Annotated in this window: 18 protein-coding genes; 14 read left to right on the forward strand and 4 right to left on the reverse strand. The window is 59.1% G+C overall.

The annotated features are described in order from the left end of the window. Positions 1-100 precede the first annotated feature (100 nt). On the reverse strand, positions 101-1,336 hold the full coding sequence (locus AC3WP4_RS18335) for a transporter associated domain-containing protein (RefSeq protein ID WP_074879893.1): 1,236 nt from the start codon (positions 1,334-1,336) through the stop codon (positions 101-103). 12 nt (positions 1,337-1,348) lie between these two features. Beyond that, positions 1,349-2,161, reverse strand: coding sequence for a cytochrome C assembly family protein (locus AC3WP4_RS18340; RefSeq protein WP_074879890.1), 813 nt, complete (start codon positions 2,159-2,161; stop codon positions 1,349-1,351). A gap of 210 nt (positions 2,162-2,371) precedes the next feature. Here AC3WP4_RS18340 and ffh point away from each other — a divergent pair, with 210 nt between their 5' ends. The 11 genes from ffh to AC3WP4_RS18395 all read left to right on the forward strand — a co-directional run bounded on the left by ffh (position 2,372) and on the right by AC3WP4_RS18395 (position 12,821). Continuing rightward, complete coding sequence (ffh, locus tag AC3WP4_RS18345; RefSeq protein ID WP_074879887.1) at positions 2,372-3,748, forward strand: signal recognition particle protein; 1,377 nt, start codon at positions 2,372-2,374, stop codon at positions 3,746-3,748. Between the two features lie 249 nt (positions 3,749-3,997). Continuing rightward, a complete protein-coding gene (rpsP, locus tag AC3WP4_RS18350; RefSeq protein WP_007944872.1) occupies positions 3,998-4,249 on the forward strand; it encodes a 30S ribosomal protein S16 in 252 nt (83 codons plus the stop codon). Positions 4,250-4,254: 5 nt separating this feature from the next. Next, complete coding sequence (gene rimM / locus AC3WP4_RS18355) at positions 4,255-4,791, forward strand: ribosome maturation factor RimM (RefSeq protein WP_008014731.1); 537 nt, start codon at positions 4,255-4,257, stop codon at positions 4,789-4,791. After that, positions 4,773-5,546, forward strand: a complete 774-nt coding sequence (trmD, locus tag AC3WP4_RS18360; RefSeq protein ID WP_173860472.1) for a tRNA (guanosine(37)-N1)-methyltransferase TrmD — start codon at positions 4,773-4,775, stop codon at positions 5,544-5,546. Before rimM ends, trmD begins: the two co-directional genes overlap by 19 nt. Before the next feature lie 45 nt (positions 5,547-5,591). Further along, a complete protein-coding gene (rplS, locus tag AC3WP4_RS18365) occupies positions 5,592-5,942 on the forward strand; it encodes a 50S ribosomal protein L19 (RefSeq protein WP_003175895.1) in 351 nt (116 codons plus the stop codon). 99 nt (positions 5,943-6,041) lie between these two features. Beyond that, positions 6,042-6,938 (forward strand): site-specific tyrosine recombinase XerD, encoded by an 897-nt coding sequence (gene xerD / locus AC3WP4_RS18370; protein ID WP_102615610.1) that lies wholly within the window; start codon positions 6,042-6,044, stop codon positions 6,936-6,938. 306 nt (positions 6,939-7,244) lie between these two features. Then, positions 7,245-7,976, forward strand: a complete 732-nt coding sequence (gene dsbC / locus AC3WP4_RS18375) for a bifunctional protein-disulfide isomerase/oxidoreductase DsbC (RefSeq protein ID WP_074879881.1) — start codon at positions 7,245-7,247, stop codon at positions 7,974-7,976. A gap of 134 nt (positions 7,977-8,110) precedes the next feature. Next, on the forward strand, positions 8,111-9,415 hold the full coding sequence (locus AC3WP4_RS18380) for a homoserine dehydrogenase (RefSeq protein ID WP_074880855.1): 1,305 nt from the start codon (positions 8,111-8,113) through the stop codon (positions 9,413-9,415). A gap of 66 nt (positions 9,416-9,481) precedes the next feature. Continuing rightward, positions 9,482-10,891 (forward strand): threonine synthase, encoded by a 1,410-nt coding sequence (gene thrC / locus AC3WP4_RS18385; RefSeq protein ID WP_074879878.1) that lies wholly within the window; start codon positions 9,482-9,484, stop codon positions 10,889-10,891. Positions 10,892-11,012: 121 nt separating this feature from the next. After that, complete coding sequence (locus AC3WP4_RS18390; protein ID WP_074879875.1) at positions 11,013-12,371, forward strand: transporter substrate-binding domain-containing protein; 1,359 nt, start codon at positions 11,013-11,015, stop codon at positions 12,369-12,371. Positions 12,372-12,533: 162 nt separating this feature from the next. After that, positions 12,534-12,821, forward strand: a complete 288-nt coding sequence (locus AC3WP4_RS18395; protein ID WP_033056390.1) for a DUF3509 domain-containing protein — start codon at positions 12,534-12,536, stop codon at positions 12,819-12,821. Between the two features lie 170 nt (positions 12,822-12,991). On the opposite strand, the gene AC3WP4_RS18400 is transcribed toward AC3WP4_RS18395, so the two are convergent. After that, complete coding sequence (locus AC3WP4_RS18400; protein ID WP_074879872.1) at positions 12,992-13,960, reverse strand: TIGR02285 family protein; 969 nt, start codon at positions 13,958-13,960, stop codon at positions 12,992-12,994. After that, positions 13,914-15,113 carry a CaiB/BaiF CoA transferase family protein gene (locus AC3WP4_RS18405; protein WP_074879869.1) on the reverse strand — a complete coding sequence of 400 codons (1,200 nt, stop codon included), beginning with the start codon at positions 15,111-15,113 and terminating at the stop codon, positions 13,914-13,916. The genes AC3WP4_RS18400 and AC3WP4_RS18405 overlap by 47 nt, the downstream gene beginning before the upstream one ends. A 147-nt stretch (positions 15,114-15,260) precedes the next feature. On the opposite strand from AC3WP4_RS18405, the gene AC3WP4_RS18410 reads away from it, so the two are divergent. The 3 genes from AC3WP4_RS18410 to AC3WP4_RS18420 all read left to right on the forward strand — a co-directional run bounded on the left by AC3WP4_RS18410 (position 15,261) and on the right by AC3WP4_RS18420 (position 18,953). After that, on the forward strand, positions 15,261-15,803 hold the full coding sequence (locus AC3WP4_RS18410) for a YaeQ family protein (protein WP_007897614.1): 543 nt from the start codon (positions 15,261-15,263) through the stop codon (positions 15,801-15,803). A gap of 66 nt (positions 15,804-15,869) precedes the next feature. Beyond that, positions 15,870-17,579 carry a single-stranded-DNA-specific exonuclease RecJ gene (gene recJ, locus AC3WP4_RS18415; protein ID WP_102615609.1) on the forward strand — a complete coding sequence of 570 codons (1,710 nt, stop codon included), beginning with the start codon at positions 15,870-15,872 and terminating at the stop codon, positions 17,577-17,579. Positions 17,580-17,846: 267 nt separating this feature from the next. Continuing rightward, on the forward strand, positions 17,847-18,953 hold the full coding sequence (locus AC3WP4_RS18420) for an NADH:flavin oxidoreductase/NADH oxidase (RefSeq protein WP_074879864.1): 1,107 nt from the start codon (positions 17,847-17,849) through the stop codon (positions 18,951-18,953). Positions 18,954-19,077: the final 124 nt, after the last annotated feature.

The raw sequence follows: 19,077 nt of genomic DNA on the forward strand, positions 1-19,077 counted from the left end.
GGCTTGGGTAAGCTGGGGGGGATTATAGGAAGGAGGCTAACGATCGAACAAGGGGTCAAGGACTGGCGATGGCTCCCTCGCCACAGGTTGGGGGCAGGGTTCAAATAACTGCTGGAACTGAGCTGGTATGCCAGATCAAAACCCGCGTGACGCGATTGTCTTCAGTCTCCAGAATCTCCAGCCGATAACGCCCGATCTTCAGGCATACCGCACTGTCCGGAATCGTCTCCAGGGCCTCGGTCACCAACCCGTTGAGGGTTTTCGGGCCGTCGCTCGGCAAGTGCCAGCCCAGGCTCTTGTTCAGTTCGCGAATCGACGCTGCACCTTCGATCACCAGGCGGCCATCGGCCTGTGGGTGGATATGCGGGTTATCCAGGCTGTGCTGGCTTTCGAACTCGCCGACGATTTCTTCGAGAATGTCTTCCAGGGTCACGATGCCAAGCACTTCACCGTACTCGTCGACCACCATGCCCAGGCGTCGCTGTTGTTTGTGGAAATTCAGCAGCTGCAATTGCAACGGTGTGCTTTCCGGCACGAAGTAGGGGTCGTGACACGCTGCCAGCAGTGCTTCACGGGTCAGGCTGGCGTCGGGCAGCAGATGACGGATCTGCCGGGTATTGAGTACCGCCTCGACCTGATTGATGTCGCTGTGGAAAACCGGCAGGCGCGTGCGTTTATTGGCGCGAAGCTGCTCGATGATCTCCTCGAGGGAGTCATCCAGATTGACCCCGTCGACGTCACTGCGTGGCACCAGAATGTCGTTGACCGTGATGTTGTCCAGCGCATGGATGCCTGACAGCGGATGCGGGCGGCAGGCGGCGTGTTCGTGATCGTCGTGCCGATCATTCGGGGTCTCGTCTTCGCTCTGCTGCACCACTTTGACTTTGCGGGCGAACGGTCGCATCAGCAGCTGGCTGATGCCATTGAGCAGCCAGGCGGCGGGATAGATGATTTTCAGTGGCGCGCCAAGCAAGGTGTTGCCCAGGGCCAGGACGGCGTCCGGATAACGGGCGGCGAGGGTGCGCGGCAGGTAGTCGGCGAACACCAGAAGCACAGTGCCAGCCCCCAGGCAGGCGACCCATGGACCGTTTTCCGCCCAAGTGAAAATCGCCAGCAAGGTGCTGATGACTACCACCAGTGCGCGGCACAAGGTGTTGCAGAGGATCAGGCTATTGAGCGAAAAGCTCAGCTTTGCCACAGGTTTGTCGCTCGAACGCGAAGCGGTTCGCTGGGCGAGCAAGTGCTGTTGCGCCGCTTCGATGGCGGTAAACAGCCCCGACCATAAAATCAGCAGGGCCATTACCGCGAGCATCGGCCCTATGGGCAAGTCGTCCATTAATGCCGCCCGTCAGATATGCAGGATGTATTCACGGACCAGTTTACTGCCGAAATAGGCCAGCATCAGCAGGCAGAAACCGGCGAGGGTCCAGCGAATGGCCTTGTGTCCGCGCCAGCCGAGGCGATTGCGCCCCCATAGCAACACGCTGAAAACGATCCAGGCCAGGCAGGCCAGCAAGGTTTTGTGCACCAGGTGCTGGGCGAAAAGATTGTCCACGAACAGCCAGCCGGAAATCAGCGACAGCGACAGCAGGGTCCAGCCGGCCCAGAGGAAACCGAACAGCAGGCTTTCCATGGTTTGCAGCGGCGGGAAGTTCTTGATCAGGCCGGACGGGTGTTTGTGCTTGAGCTGATGGTCTTGAACCAGTAGCAGCAACGCCTGGAACACCGCAATGGTGAACATGCCGTAGGCGAGGATCGACAGCAGGATATGGGCGAGGATGCCCGGCTCTTCGTCGATGATCTGCACGGTGCCGGCGGGGGCGAGCTGTGCGAGCAGTACGGTGGCGGCGCCGAGCGGGAACAGCAATATAAGCAGGTTTTCCACCGGGATCCGTGAGCAGGCCAACAGCGTCAGGGCAATCACCGCGGCGGCAATCAGGCTGGCGGCGCTGAAAAAATCCAGGCCCAGGCCAATCGGTGTCAGCAGGTGGGTGAACAGGCTGGCGCTATGAGCCAGCACGGCGAGCACGCCGAGCGTGACCAGCAGGCGTTTGTTCGCCTTGGCACCGGTGGCCAGGCGAGTGCCCTGATAGAGGGTCGCAGCGGCGTATAAGCAGGCGGCGGCGAGGGTAACTAGCAAACTGGGTGACAAGGGGAGCATAAATCCTGTTAGGCAAGCCCGAAAGGCGCTGAGTTTGGCATAGAACCCCTACAGCACGAAAGACCATACAAGCTGACGACGAGGTGTCCGCCAGACGCAGTCTTCGCTATAATCCGCGACCTGCCCACGCCGCAGGCTCGCCGAGCACATGTTTATTCCGGTCTGGGCCGCCATTATCCCGGTCTACACAGGGCCTGAAAGGATCGCGCAATGTTTGAAAACTTAACCGACCGTCTCTCGCAGACGCTGCGCCATGTCACCGGCAAGGCCAAGCTGACCGAAGACAACATCAAAGACACCCTGCGCGAAGTGCGCATGGCGTTGCTCGAAGCTGACGTCGCCCTGCCGGTCGTCAAGGACTTCGTCAATTCGGTCAAGGAACGCGCCGTCGGCACCGAGGTGTCGCGCAGCCTGACGCCGGGCCAGGCCTTCGTGAAGATCGTCCAGGCCGAACTCGAAAGCCTGATGGGCGCGGCCAACGAAGACTTGAACCTGAGCGCCGTTCCTCCGGCCGTCGTGCTGATGGCCGGTTTGCAGGGCGCGGGTAAAACCACCACCGCCGGCAAACTCGCGCGCTTCCTCAAAGAGCGCAAGAAGAAGTCGGTCATGGTCGTGTCGGCGGACGTTTACCGTCCGGCGGCGATCAAGCAGCTGGAAATGCTCGCGGGTGAAGTCGGCGTAACCTTCTTCCCGTCCGACCTGAGCCAGAAGCCGGTCGACATCGCGCAAGCGGCTATTAAAGAAGCAAAACTGAAATTCATCGACGTGGTCATCGTCGATACCGCCGGTCGCCTGCACATCGATGAAGAGATGATGGGCGAGATCAAGGCGTTGCATGCCGCGATCAACCCGGTCGAAACGCTGTTCGTGGTCGACGCCATGACCGGCCAGGACGCCGCCAACACGGCCAAGGCCTTTGGCGACGCGCTGCCGCTGACCGGTGTGATCCTGACCAAGGTCGACGGTGATGCCCGTGGCGGTGCTGCACTGTCGGTGCGCGCAATCACCGGCAAGCCGATCAAGTTCATCGGTATGGGCGAGAAGAGCGACGCGCTCGAGCCGTTCCACCCGGAGCGTATCGCTTCGCGCATCCTCGGGATGGGCGATGTGCTCAGCCTGATCGAGCAGGCCGAACAGACCCTCGACAAGGACAAGGCCGACAAACTGGCCAAGAAGCTGAAGAAGGGCAAGGGCTTCGACCTCGAAGACTTCCGCGATCAGCTGCAACAGATGAAAAACATGGGCGGCCTCGGCGGCCTCATGGACAAACTGCCAAACATGGGCGGTATGAACCTGGCGCAGATGGGTAACGCCCAGGGTGCGGCAGAGAAACAATTCAAGCAGATGGAAGCCATCATCAATTCCATGACCCCGGCCGAGCGCCGCGACCCTGAGATGATCAGCGGTTCGCGCAAACGCCGGATCGCCATGGGTTCCGGCACTCAGGTGCAGGACATCGGTCGCTTGATCAAGCAGCACAAGCAGATGCAGAAGATGATGAAGAAGTTCTCCGCAAAAGGCGGAATGGCCAAAATGATGCGCGGCATGGGCGGTATGTTGCCCGGCGGCGGCATGCCAAGAATGTAAATAATTTACGCAAGGGCTTGCCCTTGCACCTCCCACACGGAAGTGGGATCTCCAGCAAACCCGCACTTGGCGGGAGCTGACTGGCCGTTTTCAACGACGGCTCTATAGCAAATCTTGATGGCGGCCGAAAGACCGCCGGAAAAAGACATTTGCAAAAGTCCGGATATTCCTTAGAATATGCGGCCTTTCGGGCACCTATGCCCGCTGTGCCTTTAGATTTGCAGCACCGACTACAGGAACGATGTTCACATGCTAACAATCCGTCTTGCCCTTGGCGGCTCCAAAAAGCGCCCGTTTTACCACTTGACCGTAACCGACAGCCGCAACCCGCGCGACGGTTCGCACAAGGAACAGGTTGGTTTCTTCAACCCTGTTGCTCGTGGTCAAGAAGTCCGTCTGTCCGTGAACCAAGAGCGCGTAGCCTACTGGCTGAGCGTTGGTGCACAGCCTTCCGAGCGTGTTGCTCAGTTGCTGAAAGACGCGGCTAAGGCTGCGGCCTGAGCAATATGAACGCGACGCCAGCTGTTGCTGATGATTTGATCGTTATCGGCAAAATTTACTCGGTTCATGGCGTTCGCGGCGAAGTGAAGGTGTATTCCTTTACTGATCCGACTGAAAACCTGTTGCAGTACAAAACCTGGACGCTCAAGCGCGAAGGCAATGTGAAACAGGTCGAGCTGGTCAGCGGACGCGGGAACGACAAGTTCCTGGTCGCAAAGCTCAAGGGTCTCGATGATCGTGAAGAAGCGCGTCTTCTGGCCGGTTATGAGATCTGCGTGCCGCGCAACCTGTTCCCTGAATTGACCGACGGCGAGTACTACTGGTACCAGCTGGAAGGTCTGAAGGTCATTGATCAACTCGGGCAATTGCTCGGGAAAATCGATCATCTTCTGGAAACCGGCGCCAATGATGTAATGGTGGTCAAGCCTTGCGCTGGCAGCCTGGATGATCGCGAACGCCTGTTGCCCTATACGGAGCAATGCGTGTTGGCTGTCGACCTTGCCGCAGGCGAGATGAAGGTGGAATGGGATGCGGACTTCTAAGCGTGGCTAACTTGCGCGTAGAAGTGATCAGTTTGTTTCCCGAGATGTTTTCCGCCATCAGCGAGTACGGCATCACCAGTCGTGCGGTGAAACAGGGGCTCTTGCAGCTCACCTGTTGGAATCCGCGAGACTACACGACGGATCGACATCACACTGTGGACGATCGCCCATTTGGCGGTGGTCCGGGCATGGTGATGAAGATCAAGCCCCTGGAAGATGCGTTGGTTCAGGCCAAGGCAGCAGCCGGGGAGGCGGCGAAGGTGATTTACCTGTCCCCCCAAGGCCGTCAACTGACTCAGTCGGCGGTACGCGAGTTGGCGAATCTGGATGCATTGATCCTGATTGCCGGCCGCTATGAAGGCATTGACGAGCGTTTTATTGATGCTCATGTCGATGAAGAGTGGTCGATTGGCGACTATGTACTGTCTGGCGGCGAGCTGCCGGCGATGGTCCTGATCGATGCGGTTACACGACTGCTGCCTGGAGCTTTAGGGCATGCGGACTCCGCCGAGGAAGATTCCTTTACGGATGGTTTGCTGGATTGCCCGCACTACACCCGACCGGAGGTGTATGCGGATCAGCGTGTTCCCGACGTATTGCTAAGTGGCAATCACGCGCATATCCGGCGTTGGCGTTTACAGCAGTCCCTTGGTAGGACCTTTGAACGACGCGCCGATCTTCTGGAAAGCCGCTCGCTTTCTGGAGAAGAGAAGAAGCTGCTCGAGGAATACATCCGCGAGCGGGACGATAGTTAACAACGTATCGATGGTAGATCCGACGATTTACCTTAGGAGCACAGCATGACTAACAAAATCATCCTTGCACTCGAAGCAGAGCAGATGACCAAAGAGATCCCTACCTTTGCCCCGGGCGACACCATTGTCGTTCAGGTGAAAGTGAAGGAAGGCGACCGTTCGCGTCTGCAAGCGTTCGAAGGTGTTGTTATCGCCAAGCGTAACCGCGGCGTAAACAGTGCTTTCACCGTTCGTAAAATCTCCAACGGTGTTGGCGTAGAGCGTACTTTCCAGACCTACAGCCCGCAAATCGACAGCATGGCCGTTAAACGTCGCGGTGACGTACGTAAAGCCAAGCTGTACTACCTGCGTGACCTGTCCGGTAAAGCAGCTCGCATCAAGGAAAAACTGGCTTAAGTCCAGCTTCCGATGCAGAAAAAAGCAGCCTACGGGCTGCTTTTTTGTTGCCTGCGATTTATCTTCCCTGACCGTACTGTCGGTCTTGCCTGAGCCTTTATGCCCGCCATCGATCATCCTTTGATAGACCAGTTTCTCGACGCGCTGTGGCTGGAGAAAGGTCTTTCCGATAACACCCGCGATGCCTATCGCAGCGACCTTGCTCTGTTCAACGGCTGGCTGCAGGAAAAAAACCTGGAGCTGATCAACGCCGGACGCGAGTTGATCCTCGATCACCTGGCCTGGCGTCTGGAGCAAAATTACAAGCCCCGTTCCACCGCGAGGTTTCTCTCGGGTGTGCGCGGCTTTTATCGTTATCTGCTGCGGGAAAAGTTGATCGCGGTCGACCCCACGTTGCGGGTCGATATGCCTCAACTCGGTAGGCCATTGCCCAAATCCCTGTCGGAAGCAGACGTAGAAGCGCTGTTGAAGGCTCCGGATTTGAGCGAAGCCATCGGCCAACGCGACCGCGCCATGCTCGAAGTGCTTTATGCCTGCGGCTTGCGCGTGACGGAACTGATCAGCCTGACGCTGGAGCAGGTCAACCTGCGCCAAGGCGTGCTGCGAGTGATGGGCAAGGGCAGCAAGGAGCGGCTGGTGCCGATGGGCGAAGAGGCGATTGTCTGGGTCGAGCGTTACCTGCGCGATGGCCGCCAGGAGCTGCTTGGCGGGCGTCCCAGCGATGTCATGTTCCCCAGCCAGCGCGGCGAGCAGATGACGCGGCAAACCTTCTGGTATCGCATCAAGCACCAGGCCAAGGTTGCCGGGATCGGCAAGTCGCTGTCGCCGCATACCCTGCGTCATGCCTTTGCCACCCACTTGCTCAACCACGGCGCCGACCTGCGGGTGGTGCAAATGCTGCTCGGCCACAGCGATCTGTCGACCACGCAGATCTACACCCACGTCGCCCGCGCCCGCTTGCAGGACCTGCACGCCAAACATCACCCGCGCGGATGAACACAACCCTTGTAGCAGCTGGCGGAGCCTGCGTTCGGCTGCGCAGCAGTCGTGAAATCAAACACCGCAGTGTTTCAGTTAAACCGCGAGCTTCAGGGTTTACGACTGCTTCGCAGCCGAACGCAGGCTTCGCCAGCTGCTACATAAAGGCGTCGTGCATCGTGAGCGAGATGTCCTGCATCAGGCGCATTCGGCCACAGGGGCCTTATGTGGTAGGCTTTGCCGGTTTGCACGATGGGCGTTTATGACCCGGTGTTTCGGCACGGGCGTTCTGATCGTCCCATTTGTCCGCCTTCAGGAGTTCTCATGCGTCTGACCCAGATTTTCGCCGCCGCAGCCATTGCGTTGGTCAGCACCTTTGCCGTCGCCGATGACGCGGCCGACAAAGCCATTCGTAAAAGCCTGGAAAACCTCCAGCTCGAAGTGCCGGTAGAAAGCATCTCCGCCAGCCCGCTGCCGGGCCTGTACGAAGTCAAGCTCAAGGGCAGCCGCGTACTCTATGCCAGCGCCGATGGCCAGTACGTCGTTCAGGGTTATATGTTCCAGCTCAAGGACGGCAAACCGGTCAACCTGACCGAGAAGACCGAACGCCTGGGCGTGTCCAAACTGGTCAACGCCATTCCAGTCGCGGAAACCGTGGTCTACCCCGCGATCGGCGAAACCAAATCGCACATCACCGTGTTCACCGACACCACCTGCCCGTACTGCCACAAGTTGCACGCTGAAGTGCCTGAGCTGAACAAGCGCGGCATCGAAGTGCGTTATGTTGCGTTCCCGCGCCAGGGCCTGGGCTCGCCGGGTGATGAGCAGCTGCAAGCGGTCTGGTGCTCCAAAGACAAGAAAGCGGCGATGGACAAGATGGTCGACGGCAAGGAAATCAAGGCCGCCAAGTGCGATAACCCGGTTTCCAAGCAGTTCGCCCTCGGCCAGTCGATTGGCGTGAACGGTACACCGGCCATCGTTTTGGCCGACGGCCAGGTCATTCCGGGCTACCAGCCAGCGCCACAAGTCGCCAAACTGGCGCTGGACGCGAAATAAATTCGCATCGTCACGGTCAGCCATTGACGATCATGGTTCGACGGCAGCGTTCGCCGAGCCATTAATAGAGAGCCGCGAGTATGCGGTTGTTTTCACGGCCGGCCTTGAGTCGGCCGTTTTATGGGGAGTTCACAGTGAAACCGGTCAAAGTAGGCATCTGTGGGTTAGGGACCGTCGGTGGCGGTACCTTCAACGTACTTCAGCGTAACGCCGAGGAAATTTCTCGTCGTGCCGGGCGTGGAATCGAAGTGGCACAAATTGCCATGCGCACGCCAAAGCCTCAGTTCCAGACGACCGGTATTGCGATTACCAACGATGTCTTCGAAGTGGCCACGAACCCTGAGATCGACATCGTCATAGAGCTGATGGGCGGCTACACCGTTGCCCGCGAGCTGGTACTCAAAGCGATCGAGAACGGAAAACATGTGGTGACCGCGAACAAGGCATTGATCGCCGTTCACGGTAATGAAATTTTCGCCAAGGCCCGGGAGAAGGGCGTGATTGTGGCGTTCGAAGCCGCCGTGGCCGGTGGCATCCCGGTGATCAAAGCGATCCGTGAAGGCCTGTCGGCCAACCGCATCAACTGGGTCGCCGGCATCATCAACGGCACCGGTAACTTCATCCTCACTGAAATGCGTGAGAAGGGCCGCACCTTCGAAGACGTACTCGCCGAGGCACAGGCCCTGGGTTACGCCGAGGCCGATCCGACCTTCGACGTTGAAGGCATCGACGCGGCCCACAAGCTGACGATCCTGGCGTCCATTGCGTTCGGTATTCCGCTGCAATTCGACAAGGCCTACACCGAAGGCATCACCAAGCTGACCACCGCTGACGTGAACTACGCCGAAGCGCTGGGCTATCGCATCAAGCACCTGGGCGTGGCGCGCAGCACCGCGGCCGGCATCGAACTGCGTGTGCATCCGACGCTGATCCCGGCCGACCGCCTGATCGCCAATGTCAACGGCGTGATGAACGCAGTGATGGTCAACGGTGATGCTGCCGGTTCGACCCTGTTCTACGGCGCTGGCGCTGGCATGGAGCCGACCGCTTCGTCGGTGATCGCCGACCTGGTGGACGTGGTTCGCGCCATGACGTCCGACCCGGAAAACCGCGTACCGCACCTGGCCTTTCAGCCGGATTCGCTGTCGGCCCACCCGATCCTGCCGATCGAGGCCTGCGAAAGCTCCTATTACCTGCGCATCCAGGCCAAGGATCATCCGGGCGTGTTGGCGCAGGTGGCGAGCATCCTGTCGGAACGCGGCATCAACATCGAATCGATCATGCAGAAGGAAGTCGAAGAACACGACGGCCTGGTGCCGATGATCCTGCTGACTCACCGCGTGCTGGAACAGCACATGAACGACGCGATCGCCGCCCTGGAAGCCTTGGCGGGCGTAGTCGGTCCGGTCGTACGGATCCGCGTCGAGCACCTGAACTAAGCCGTTATCGTTCACCGGGCTCGCCTGCGGGCCCGGGTTTGCGAACACTGTCTATTGGAGCCAGTCATGCGTTATATCAGTACCCGCGGCCAGGCACCGGCCCTGAATTTCGAAGACGTCCTGCTGGCCGGTCTGGCCACGGACGGTGGTCTGTACGTCCCGGAAAACCTGCCACGTTTCACCCAGGAAGAAATCGCTTCGTGGGCCGGCCTGCCGTATCACGAGCTGGCTTTCCGGGTGATGCGCCCGTTCGTCACCGGCAGCATCCCGGATGCCGATTTCAAAAAGATCCTCGAAGAAACCTACGGCGTGTTTTCCCACAACGCCGTGGCACCATTGCGTCAGCTGAACGGTAACGAATGGGTGCTGGAGCTGTTCCACGGCCCGACCCTCGCGTTCAAAGACTTCGCCTTGCAGCTGCTGGGTCGTCTGCTCGACTACGTGCTGGAAAAACGGGGTGAGCGCGTAGTGATTGTCGGCGCCACCTCCGGCGACACCGGTTCGGCCGCCATCGAAGGCTGCAAGCATTGCGAAAACGTCGACATCTTCATCCTGCACCCGCACAACCGTGTGTCCGAAGTGCAGCGTCGCCAGATGACCACCATCTTCGGCGAGAACATCCATAACATCGCCATCGAAGGCAACTTCGATGACTGCCAGGAAATGGTCAAGGCCAGCTTCGCCGACCAGAGTTTCCTCAAAGGCACGCGTCTGGTGGCCGTGAACTCGATCAACTGGGCGCGAATCATGGCCCAGATCGTTTACTACTTCCATGCAGCCCTGCAGTTGGGCGGCCCGGCACGTTCGGTATCGTTCTCGGTGCCGACCGGCAACTTCGGCGACATTTTCGCCGGTTACCTGGCGCGCAACATGGGCCTGCCGATCAACCAGTTGATCGTCGCTACCAATCGCAACGACATCCTGCACCGCTTCATGAGCGGCAATCAGTACGTCAAGGACACCCTGCACGCCACGCTGTCGCCGTCGATGGACATCATGGTGTCGTCCAACTTCGAACGCCTGCTGTTCGACCTGCACGGTCGCAATGGCGCAGCGATCGCCGGGTTGATGGACACCTTCAAGCAAGGTGGCGGTTTCAGTGTCGAACAGGAACGCTGGACCGAGGCTCGCAAACTGTTCGATTCGCTGGCCGTGGACGACGCTCAAACTTGCGAAACCATTGCCGAGGTTTTCGAGCAAACCGGTGAACTGCTGGATCCGCACACTGCCATCGGCGTGAAGGCAGCGCGCGAGTGCCGTCGCAACCTGGATATCCCGATGGTGATCCTCGGTACGGCGCATCCGGTCAAATTCCCCGACGCAGTGGAAAAAGCAGGTGTAGGAAAAGCACTCGAACTACCTGCACATCTTTCTGATTTGTTTGAGCGAGATGAGCGCTGCACCGTGCTGCCAAATGACTTGAAAGCCGTGCAGGCCTTTGTCAGCAAGCATGGCAACCGCGGCAAGCCTCTGTAACCAATTAAATCTGTCACATTTTGAAGCCCGTCTCCTGACGGGCTTTCTCATTTCTGCATGTCACACTTGCTGGGTTTTCGCCCTATGAAGGACGGGCGAGTTGATCACGAAGGAAGTGGCAATGCTGTTTTTCAGAGGGTTAAAACCAGCCGCGTGCTGGATGTTTTTTTTACTCGGCACCCTGGGCTTTGCTCAATCGGGGAGCGCGTCGCAATTGGCGGCAACTGATACTAAAGGATTGGTTGCTGGCCCAAGGATCGAGCTGGATGCTCAGGAGTTGAAATGGATTGCCGAGCATTCAAATGTCGTCGTCGCCTCGGTGCAATATCCGTTGTACCTGTTCAAGGATAAGCACGGCCAATGGAATGGCTTGAACAATGATCTGCTCAACCGCATCAGCGCGATGACGGGGTTGCGGTTTGTTCACGAAGAATCGTTTTCCACCGATCAGTTGCTCGGGCGCCTGGAAAGTGGTGCGGCGGACATGAGTACGACGCTGGCGATGAATGACGAACGCAAGATGTTTCTGGATTTCAGTCATGCGTTCGGTGGTGCTGGCTGGGTGTTCGTCGGGCGGGCCGGAGCGCCAGAGGTGCAATCCCTGAAGCAGCTGTCGGGAAGGGTTCTGGTGTTGCCGACCCGGCATGCGCTGGAGGCTACGATTCGCCGCGACTATTCGGACATCGAGCTGCGCTCGGTCAAAACCTACGCGGAGGCCCGGGCGCTGGTCGAGAGCGGCGAGGCCTATGCCACCATCGAAAACGAAACCGGAGCCCACCTCTATCCGTCCGGGCAACTCAAGGTCGGGTATACGGTGGAGGGCAAATGGGAGGCGGACCACCTGGCCGTTCGCAAAGGTCAACCTCAGCTGTCGAGCATCCTCAACAAGGCGCTTGAGGCGCTTGATCCTGCCGAACTGCGCGCCATGCGCCTGAAATGGCTCAATGGGATTGTCCCCGTCAAGGTGCCCGGCACCTGGCATCGACTCGCCGAGTGGGGCTGCTGGGGAATGTTTATCGTCAGTCTGTTCGGCTTGTTGTCCCTGCTCTGGAACCGACGGCTCACGATATTGATCCAGCAGCGCCTGGATGCCGAAAAAAGTCTGAGTGATCAACTCGCCTTCCAGCACGCGTTGATGGACGCCATGCCCGATCCGATGTTTGTTCGCGATCTGGAGGGGCGTTTGATCATGTGCAACAAAAGTTATGAGGAGGGCTTATCGACCCGTTTCGACCAGGTTCAGGGACGACAGTTGATTGAACTGGACGTCTTGCCCAAAGAGACCGCTGAACTGCTGCACGCAGAGTTCATGGCCCAGCTCGGTACGCGCAAGACGCGCTTCAGTGAGCGTCAATTGAAGTTCAACAACGGCGTCAGGCATATCTATCAGTGGACGGTGCCTTTTTACGGTGCCGACGGACAATTGCGGGGCCTGCTGGGAGGATGGACCGATATCGGCAAGCGCAAGCAGCAGGCATGACGCGGTTGTTTTTTATCTGTCATCTTGGCCGTGCATGCTCTATTGACCCGCAGCGCAGGTTCACCAGCAGTCGGTATCCAGAACTTTCTTCTCGAGCCCGTGGTCATTTACTGTAGGAACGCCTCTGGCACTTTGTTTTCGGACTATTGAGTGGTGATCGAGATGGAAAGTATCAGTCTATTGCTCGGTGAAGCTCTGAGCCCGTATCAGGTAACGTTGACCCCGTCGGGAACCCATGGCGAATGCCTGGTGACACTGAAAAATGCGACCGGCGCGATCGTGGTCGAACGGGCGTTCAATCAGGCCCAGCTGACCAGCAAGCGTCTGCTGACGGATGTCGTCGACGGATTGCATCGCGACGTGCTGATCGCCGAAGGCAGGCTGGAGCCCTGTGTCATCGCGGCGTTGCGCAATGCTGCCCAGGACAAGATCCTGGCCAACCGAAATTGAATTGTTTTTTGTGGGAACCTTCCTTCGCTCAGGTCAGTCAGACCTTGTAACAGCAGGATCGAGCATTGTGCTCCGGTGCTTGTAGCTTGCTGCCACTGGTCTTTATGTAGGCCACGTTTAACCCCGAGTCGTCTCCCCACTTCTCGGGGTTTCTTTTTGTCTGCGATTTGTCATTGCTCGGCCTGCTGCAGGAAAAATACCCGGCTGGCTTCCAGGTAGTCGCTGCGGCTTTCGGGGTCCAGCCAGGCGGCATATGCCTCGCTCAAGTGATCGTGGGGCAGGGTGCGCAACAGCTGGTTGATTTCGATGATCGCCTGCCGGCCCTGAGGGGTGTCAGTACAGCCGATGTAACCGGACAGGTATTTGCCCGTGCCGCGAATCGGGTAGAACTGCAATTCATCTTCCGCGATCCCTTGCTGCTGGGCCTGGTAGCGGATCTCCGAGCGGTATCCCAATAGCATCCGCAAGCGCCCCAGGCGTTGCATTTGCAACAGGCTGCCCAACGCATCGTTTCCGTAATGGAGAGTCAGTGAATTGGCTGGCGCTTGTTTGAGCAGTGCGTCGAGATATTCGCCGTAATTGCGCTCGGCAATAATGCCCAGTTTCTCTCGGCCACTGGCCAACAGGGCCGCCAGGTCCACTTCGCCGTCCTTGATAAAGGGCGTCAGCACCTCCCGATCGATGCGCCGCACTGCCAGGCCGTTACTCATGGCGCGAAAGACCGGAATGGAAAACGCGATCCAGCCAGCGCGCTCCTTGCTCCAGTTCAGCGCCGCATCGCACGTGAGGGAGGGCTCGTGGAGCATTTGCAAGCCGCGAGCGCGATTGACTCGCATCAGGGTGTGTTCGTATTGCGGCATGCGGGCGATCAGCATGGGTAATAGCTGATCGATGACTCCCTGGCCCTTTTTCGAACCCTCGAAAATCATCAGCGGTGGAAGGTCGCGCAGTAACCAGACCAGGGTTTCTTTTGGTTGCGCCAACGTTGGCTGAGCCTGGCCAGCGAGCAGCAAGAAAAACGCAAACGCGCACAATGCTCGCCCGCCGCGCAACAGGCAGTGGTTGATGGGGCGCGCCAGCAGGCAGCCCAGCTTAGATGGCCCCGTCTTCACGCAGCTTTGCGATCTGTTCCTTGTCATAACCAAGATCGTTGAGTACCTGCGCATTGTGTTCGCCCAACTGCGGCCCGACCCATTCCGATGTTCCGGGTGTCTCTGAGAGTTTCGGCACGATTCCCGGCATCTTGAAATCTTTGCCGTCCGGCAACTTGGCCTTGAGGAACATTTCCCTGGCCAGGTACTGCGGATCACTGAACATGTCCTCGGCACTGAAGATCCGGCTGGCCGGTACGTCGGCCTGATTCAACTGCTCGATGAGGGTGTCCAGCGGCAGCGAGTTGGCCCAGCGATCAATCACCCCATAAATCTCGTCGCGACGGTTATCGCGTCCGTCGTTGCTGGCCAGCGCAGGGTCGTTGGCCAGATCCTCGCGTCCAATGACCAGCATGAAACGCTTGAAGATCGCGTCGCCATTGGCGCCGATCTGCACATGTTTGCCGTCGGCACTGGTGTGGATCGACGAGGGCGTGATGCCCGGCATGATGTTGCCGGTGCGTTCGCGGATGAAACCGAACACGTCGAATTCCGGGACCATGCTTTCCATCATGGCGAAGATCGCTTCATACAGCGCCACATCCACCACTTGGCCAAGGCCACCGTTGACCTCGCGATGACGCAGGGCCATCAATGCGCCGATCACACCCCAGAGCGCGGCAATAGAGTCGCCGATGGAAATCCCGGTGCGCACCGGTGGTCGGTCTTCGAACCCGGTGATGTAGCGCAAGCCGCCCATGGATTCACCGACGGCGCCAAAGCCTGGCTGATCCTTCATCGGCCCGGTCTGACCGAAACCCGAGAGACGCACCATCACCAGTTTCGGGTTCAGTGCGTGCAAGACTTCCCAGCCCAGGCCGAGCTTTTCCAGCACGCCAGGGCGAAAGTTCTCGATCAGGATGTCCGCTTCGCTGAGCAGTTTTTTCAGAATCGCCAGCCCGTCGGGGTGTTTGAGGTTCAGGGTCAGGGATTTCTTGTTGCGCGCCTGGACGAACCACCACAGCGAGGTGCCTTCATACAGTTTTCGCCATTTGCGCAACGGATCGCCGCCATCGGGGGACTCGATTTTGATCACCTCGGCACCGAACTCGCCGCAAATGCGCGAGGCAAACGGCCCGGCGATCAACGTACCCAATTCAATGACTTTCAGCCCTGAGAGCGGTTTTCCGGTGAGCGGCATGCTGGATCCTGTAGGACAAAGGTTGAGCGAAGACAGGGTTTTAACATAGCCGAACGTCAGACGACCAAGGTTGATCGCCTTCAATTCGTGGATTGCCTACCGCATCGGTTAGACTTGCCGCCTTTCCCCGTATCAAGAAGCCCGTTCATGGCCCAGCCGTCCACGACCTACAAGTTTGAACTGAACCTTACCGACCTCGACCGCAGCGTGTACGAGAGCGTGAAGCAGACCATCGCCCGTCACCCTTCGGAGACCGAAGAGCGTATGACCGTGCGGCTGCTGGCCTACGCCTTTTGGTACAACGAGCAGTTGTCGTTCGGTCGCGGTCTGTCAGACGTGGACGAACCTGCCCTGTGGGAAAAGAGCCTGGACGACCGCGTCCTGCACTGGATCGAAGTCGGCCAGCCAGACGCCGATCGCCTGACCTGGTGCTCGCGTCGCACCGAGCGCACCAGCCTGCTGGCCTACGGCAGCCTGCGCGTCTGGGAGACCAAAGTGATCCCGGCGATCAAAAACCTGAAAAACGTGCACATCGCTGCAGTTCCGCAGGAAGTGCTGGAAACCCTGGCCAAAGACATGCCCCGGGTTATCAAGTGGGACGTGATGATCAGCGAAGGAACGATTTTCGTCACCGACGACCGTGGTCAGCACGAAGTCCAGTTGCAGTGGCTGAGCGGCGAACGCGGCTGATTATTCGCTGCTGGTCCGCGTTATCCGGTTTTGTCCTACGTCTCCAAGAGAAGCACCTGTCACCCCATGCGCATCGAACCTCGCCTGTTGCCCGATACCCTGCCATTCCTCGGTGATCTGCCGCCACTGCTGACCCGTCTGTACGCGGCGCGGGGCGTGCTGTCCGAGGCTGAACTGGACAAGAGCCTGGCGCGGCTGATTCCGTTCCAGCAACTCAAAGGCATCGATGCCGCGGTGGATTTGCTGGTGACGGCGCTCGAGCAGCGTCAGCGGATTCTGATCGTCGGTGACTTCGACGCCGATGGCGCGACGGCCAGCACCGTGGGCATGTTGGGCTTGCGCCTGCTGGGCGCGGCGCACGTCGACTATTTGGTGCCGAACCGGTTTGAGTATGGCTACGGCCTGACGCCGGAAATCGTCGAAGTGGCGCTGACCCGTACACCCCAGTTGCTGATCACTGTGGACAACGGGATCTCCAGCGTTGAAGGCGTGGCGGCGGCGAAAAAGGCCGGGCTCCAAGTGCTGGTCACCGACCACCACTTGCCCGGTGACGCGTTGCCGCTGGCCGATGCCATCGTCAATCCGAATCAGCCGGGTTGCGAGTTTGCGAGCAAGGCGCTGGCCGGCGTCGGGGTGATTTTCTATGTACTGATGGCCCTGCGCGCGCGTTTGCGTAGCCTCGGTTGGTACGAGAGCAAGCCGCAGCCGAACATCGGCGAGTTGCTGGACCTTGTGGCTCTTGGCAGCGTCGCCGACGTGGTACCGCTGGATGCCAACAACCGGATTCTGGTGCACCAAGGCCTGGAGCGGATTCGCGCCGGGCGTGCGCGGCCGGGGATCAAGGCGATCCTCGAGGTCGCCAAACGTGATCACACGCGCATCACCTCTACCGACCTGGGTTTCATTGTTGGTCCGCGTCTGAACGCGGCGGGGCGGCTGGATGACATGAGCCTGGGCATCGAATGCCTGCTCACCGAAGACGCTGGTCTGGCACGTGAAATGGCCGCACAACTCGACGGCATGAACCAGGACCGCAAATCCATTGAGCAGGGCATGCAGCGTGAAGCGCTGGCTCAACTCAAGGATTTGCCGGTCGAGTCGATGCCGTTCGGCCTGTGCCTGTTCGATCCCGAGTGGCACCAAGGTGTCATCGGAATCCTTGCATCGCGTATGAAAGATCGCTATTTCCGTCCGACCATTGCCTTTGCCGATGCCGGCGATGGTTTGCTCAAGGGCTCGGGACGTTCGGTTCAGGGTTTTCATATTCGCGACGCATTGAGCGTGGTGGCGGCGCAGCATCCGAATTTGATCAGCAAATATGGTGGCCATGCGATGGCCGCCGGCCTGACGCTGCCGGAAGCGAATTTTCCGTTGTTCGCCGAAGCCTTTGACGCGGAAGTGCGTAGGCAATTGCGCGAAGAAGACCTGACCGGGCGATTGTTGTCGGACGGCACGCTGGCGGTCGAGGAATTCCACCTGGAACTGGCCCGCGCCCTGCGCCATGCCGGACCTTGGGGGCAGCACTTCCCGGAGCCGTTGTTCCACGGCGTGTTCCAGCTGGTCGAGCAGCGAGTGGTCGGCGAGCGGCACCTCAAAGTGGTACTGAAGAGTGAATGCGGTTCGGTAAAACTGGATGGCATTGCCTTCGGAATCGACCGCGACATCTGGCCGAATCCGACCATCAAGTGGGTGGAATTGGCCTACAAACTCGACCTCAACGAGTTTCGTGGCAACGAAACGGTGCAGTTGATGATTGCCCACATCGAACCGCGTTAAGCCCTTCGCGGGCAGGCTCACTCCCACAGGATTTGCGCAAACCCTGTGGGAGTGAGCCTGCTCGCGATAGCGATCTTTCTGACACCGAATCCCTCGGAACCCTCCCTCATCCCCCGATGTCGACTAGTCTCTAAGCACTGCTTGATTCTCCTTGTGACGTCTTGTCGAATTTTTTGCCCGCGGGGGCGGGTGCTGCACCTTTTTCCTGTCACTCGTCGACTTTCAAACAGAACCCTGGAGCCTGCCCACTGATTCGAGAGGTGCCCCATGAGTCTGCTGCTTGAACCCTATACCCTTCGTCAATTGACCCTGCTCAACCGCATTGCGGTATCGCCGATGTGCCAGTACTCCAGCGTCGATGGACTGGCCAATGACTGGCACCTCGTCCACCTCGGCAGCCGTGCTGTCGGCGGCGCCGGCCTGGTATTTACCGAAGCCACGGCGGTCACGGCCGACGGGCGCATCACCGCCGAGGACCTCGGCCTGTGGAACGATGAACAGATCGAACCGTTGCAACGCATCACGCGCTTCATTGCGGCGCAAGGCGCTGTGGCCGGCATTCAGTTGGCTCACGCCGGGCGCAAGGCCAGCACCCATCGGCCGTGGATCGGTAAACATGGCAGCGTCAAACCCGAAGACGGTGGCTGGATGCCGGTGGGGCCGTCGCCGATTGCTTTCGACCCGCAGCACACCCATCCCAAGCAGCTCGATGAAAGCGAGATTGCCGAGGTCATTCAGGCCTTTGTCGCTTCGGCCAAGCGAGCGCTGACCGCCGGTTTCAAAGTGGTGGAAATACACGCCGCCCACGGCTACTTGTTGCATCAGTTTCTTTCGCCCCTGAGCAATCAGCGGCGCGATCAATATGGTGGCTCGTTCGAGAATCGCATCCGGCTGGTGCTGCAAGTCACCGAAGCGGTGCGTGCGGTATGGCCTGAAGAGCTACCGCTGTTCGTGCGGGTGTCGGCCACCGATTGGGTGGAAGACGGCTGGAACCCGGATGAAACCGTAGAGCTGGCGCGACGCCTCCACGCGTTGGGCGTAGATCTGATTGACGTCTCGTCGGGCGGTACGGCGGTCAACGCCGAGATTCCTACAGGTCCCGGTTATCAGACCCGCTTCGCTGAACGTGTACGCAAAGAGTCAGGCATTGCCACCGGCACGGTAGGAATGATTACCGAGCCGGCGCAGGCTGAGCACATTCTGCGCACCTGTCAGGCTGACATCATCTTTCTGGCCCGCGAGCTGTTGCGTGATCCGTACTGGCCGCTGCATGCCGATGATGACCTGGGTGGACGCAAGGCCATCTGGCCGGCGCAGTATCATCGGGCTACCCATCGTGAGCAGCCGATTCATGAGTCGGATTTGCGCGACTGATTGAGGCGGTAAAACCAAAAAGCCCCGGTCGTTGTGATCGGGGCTTTTGCGTTTCTGTGCAGGAGTGTTTGTTGCCTGTTCGGCCGTCTTCGCGGGCAAGCCCGCTCCCACAGGGGTGTAGTGG

It is taken from the genome of Pseudomonas sp. FW305-20, from assembly GCF_058788075.1.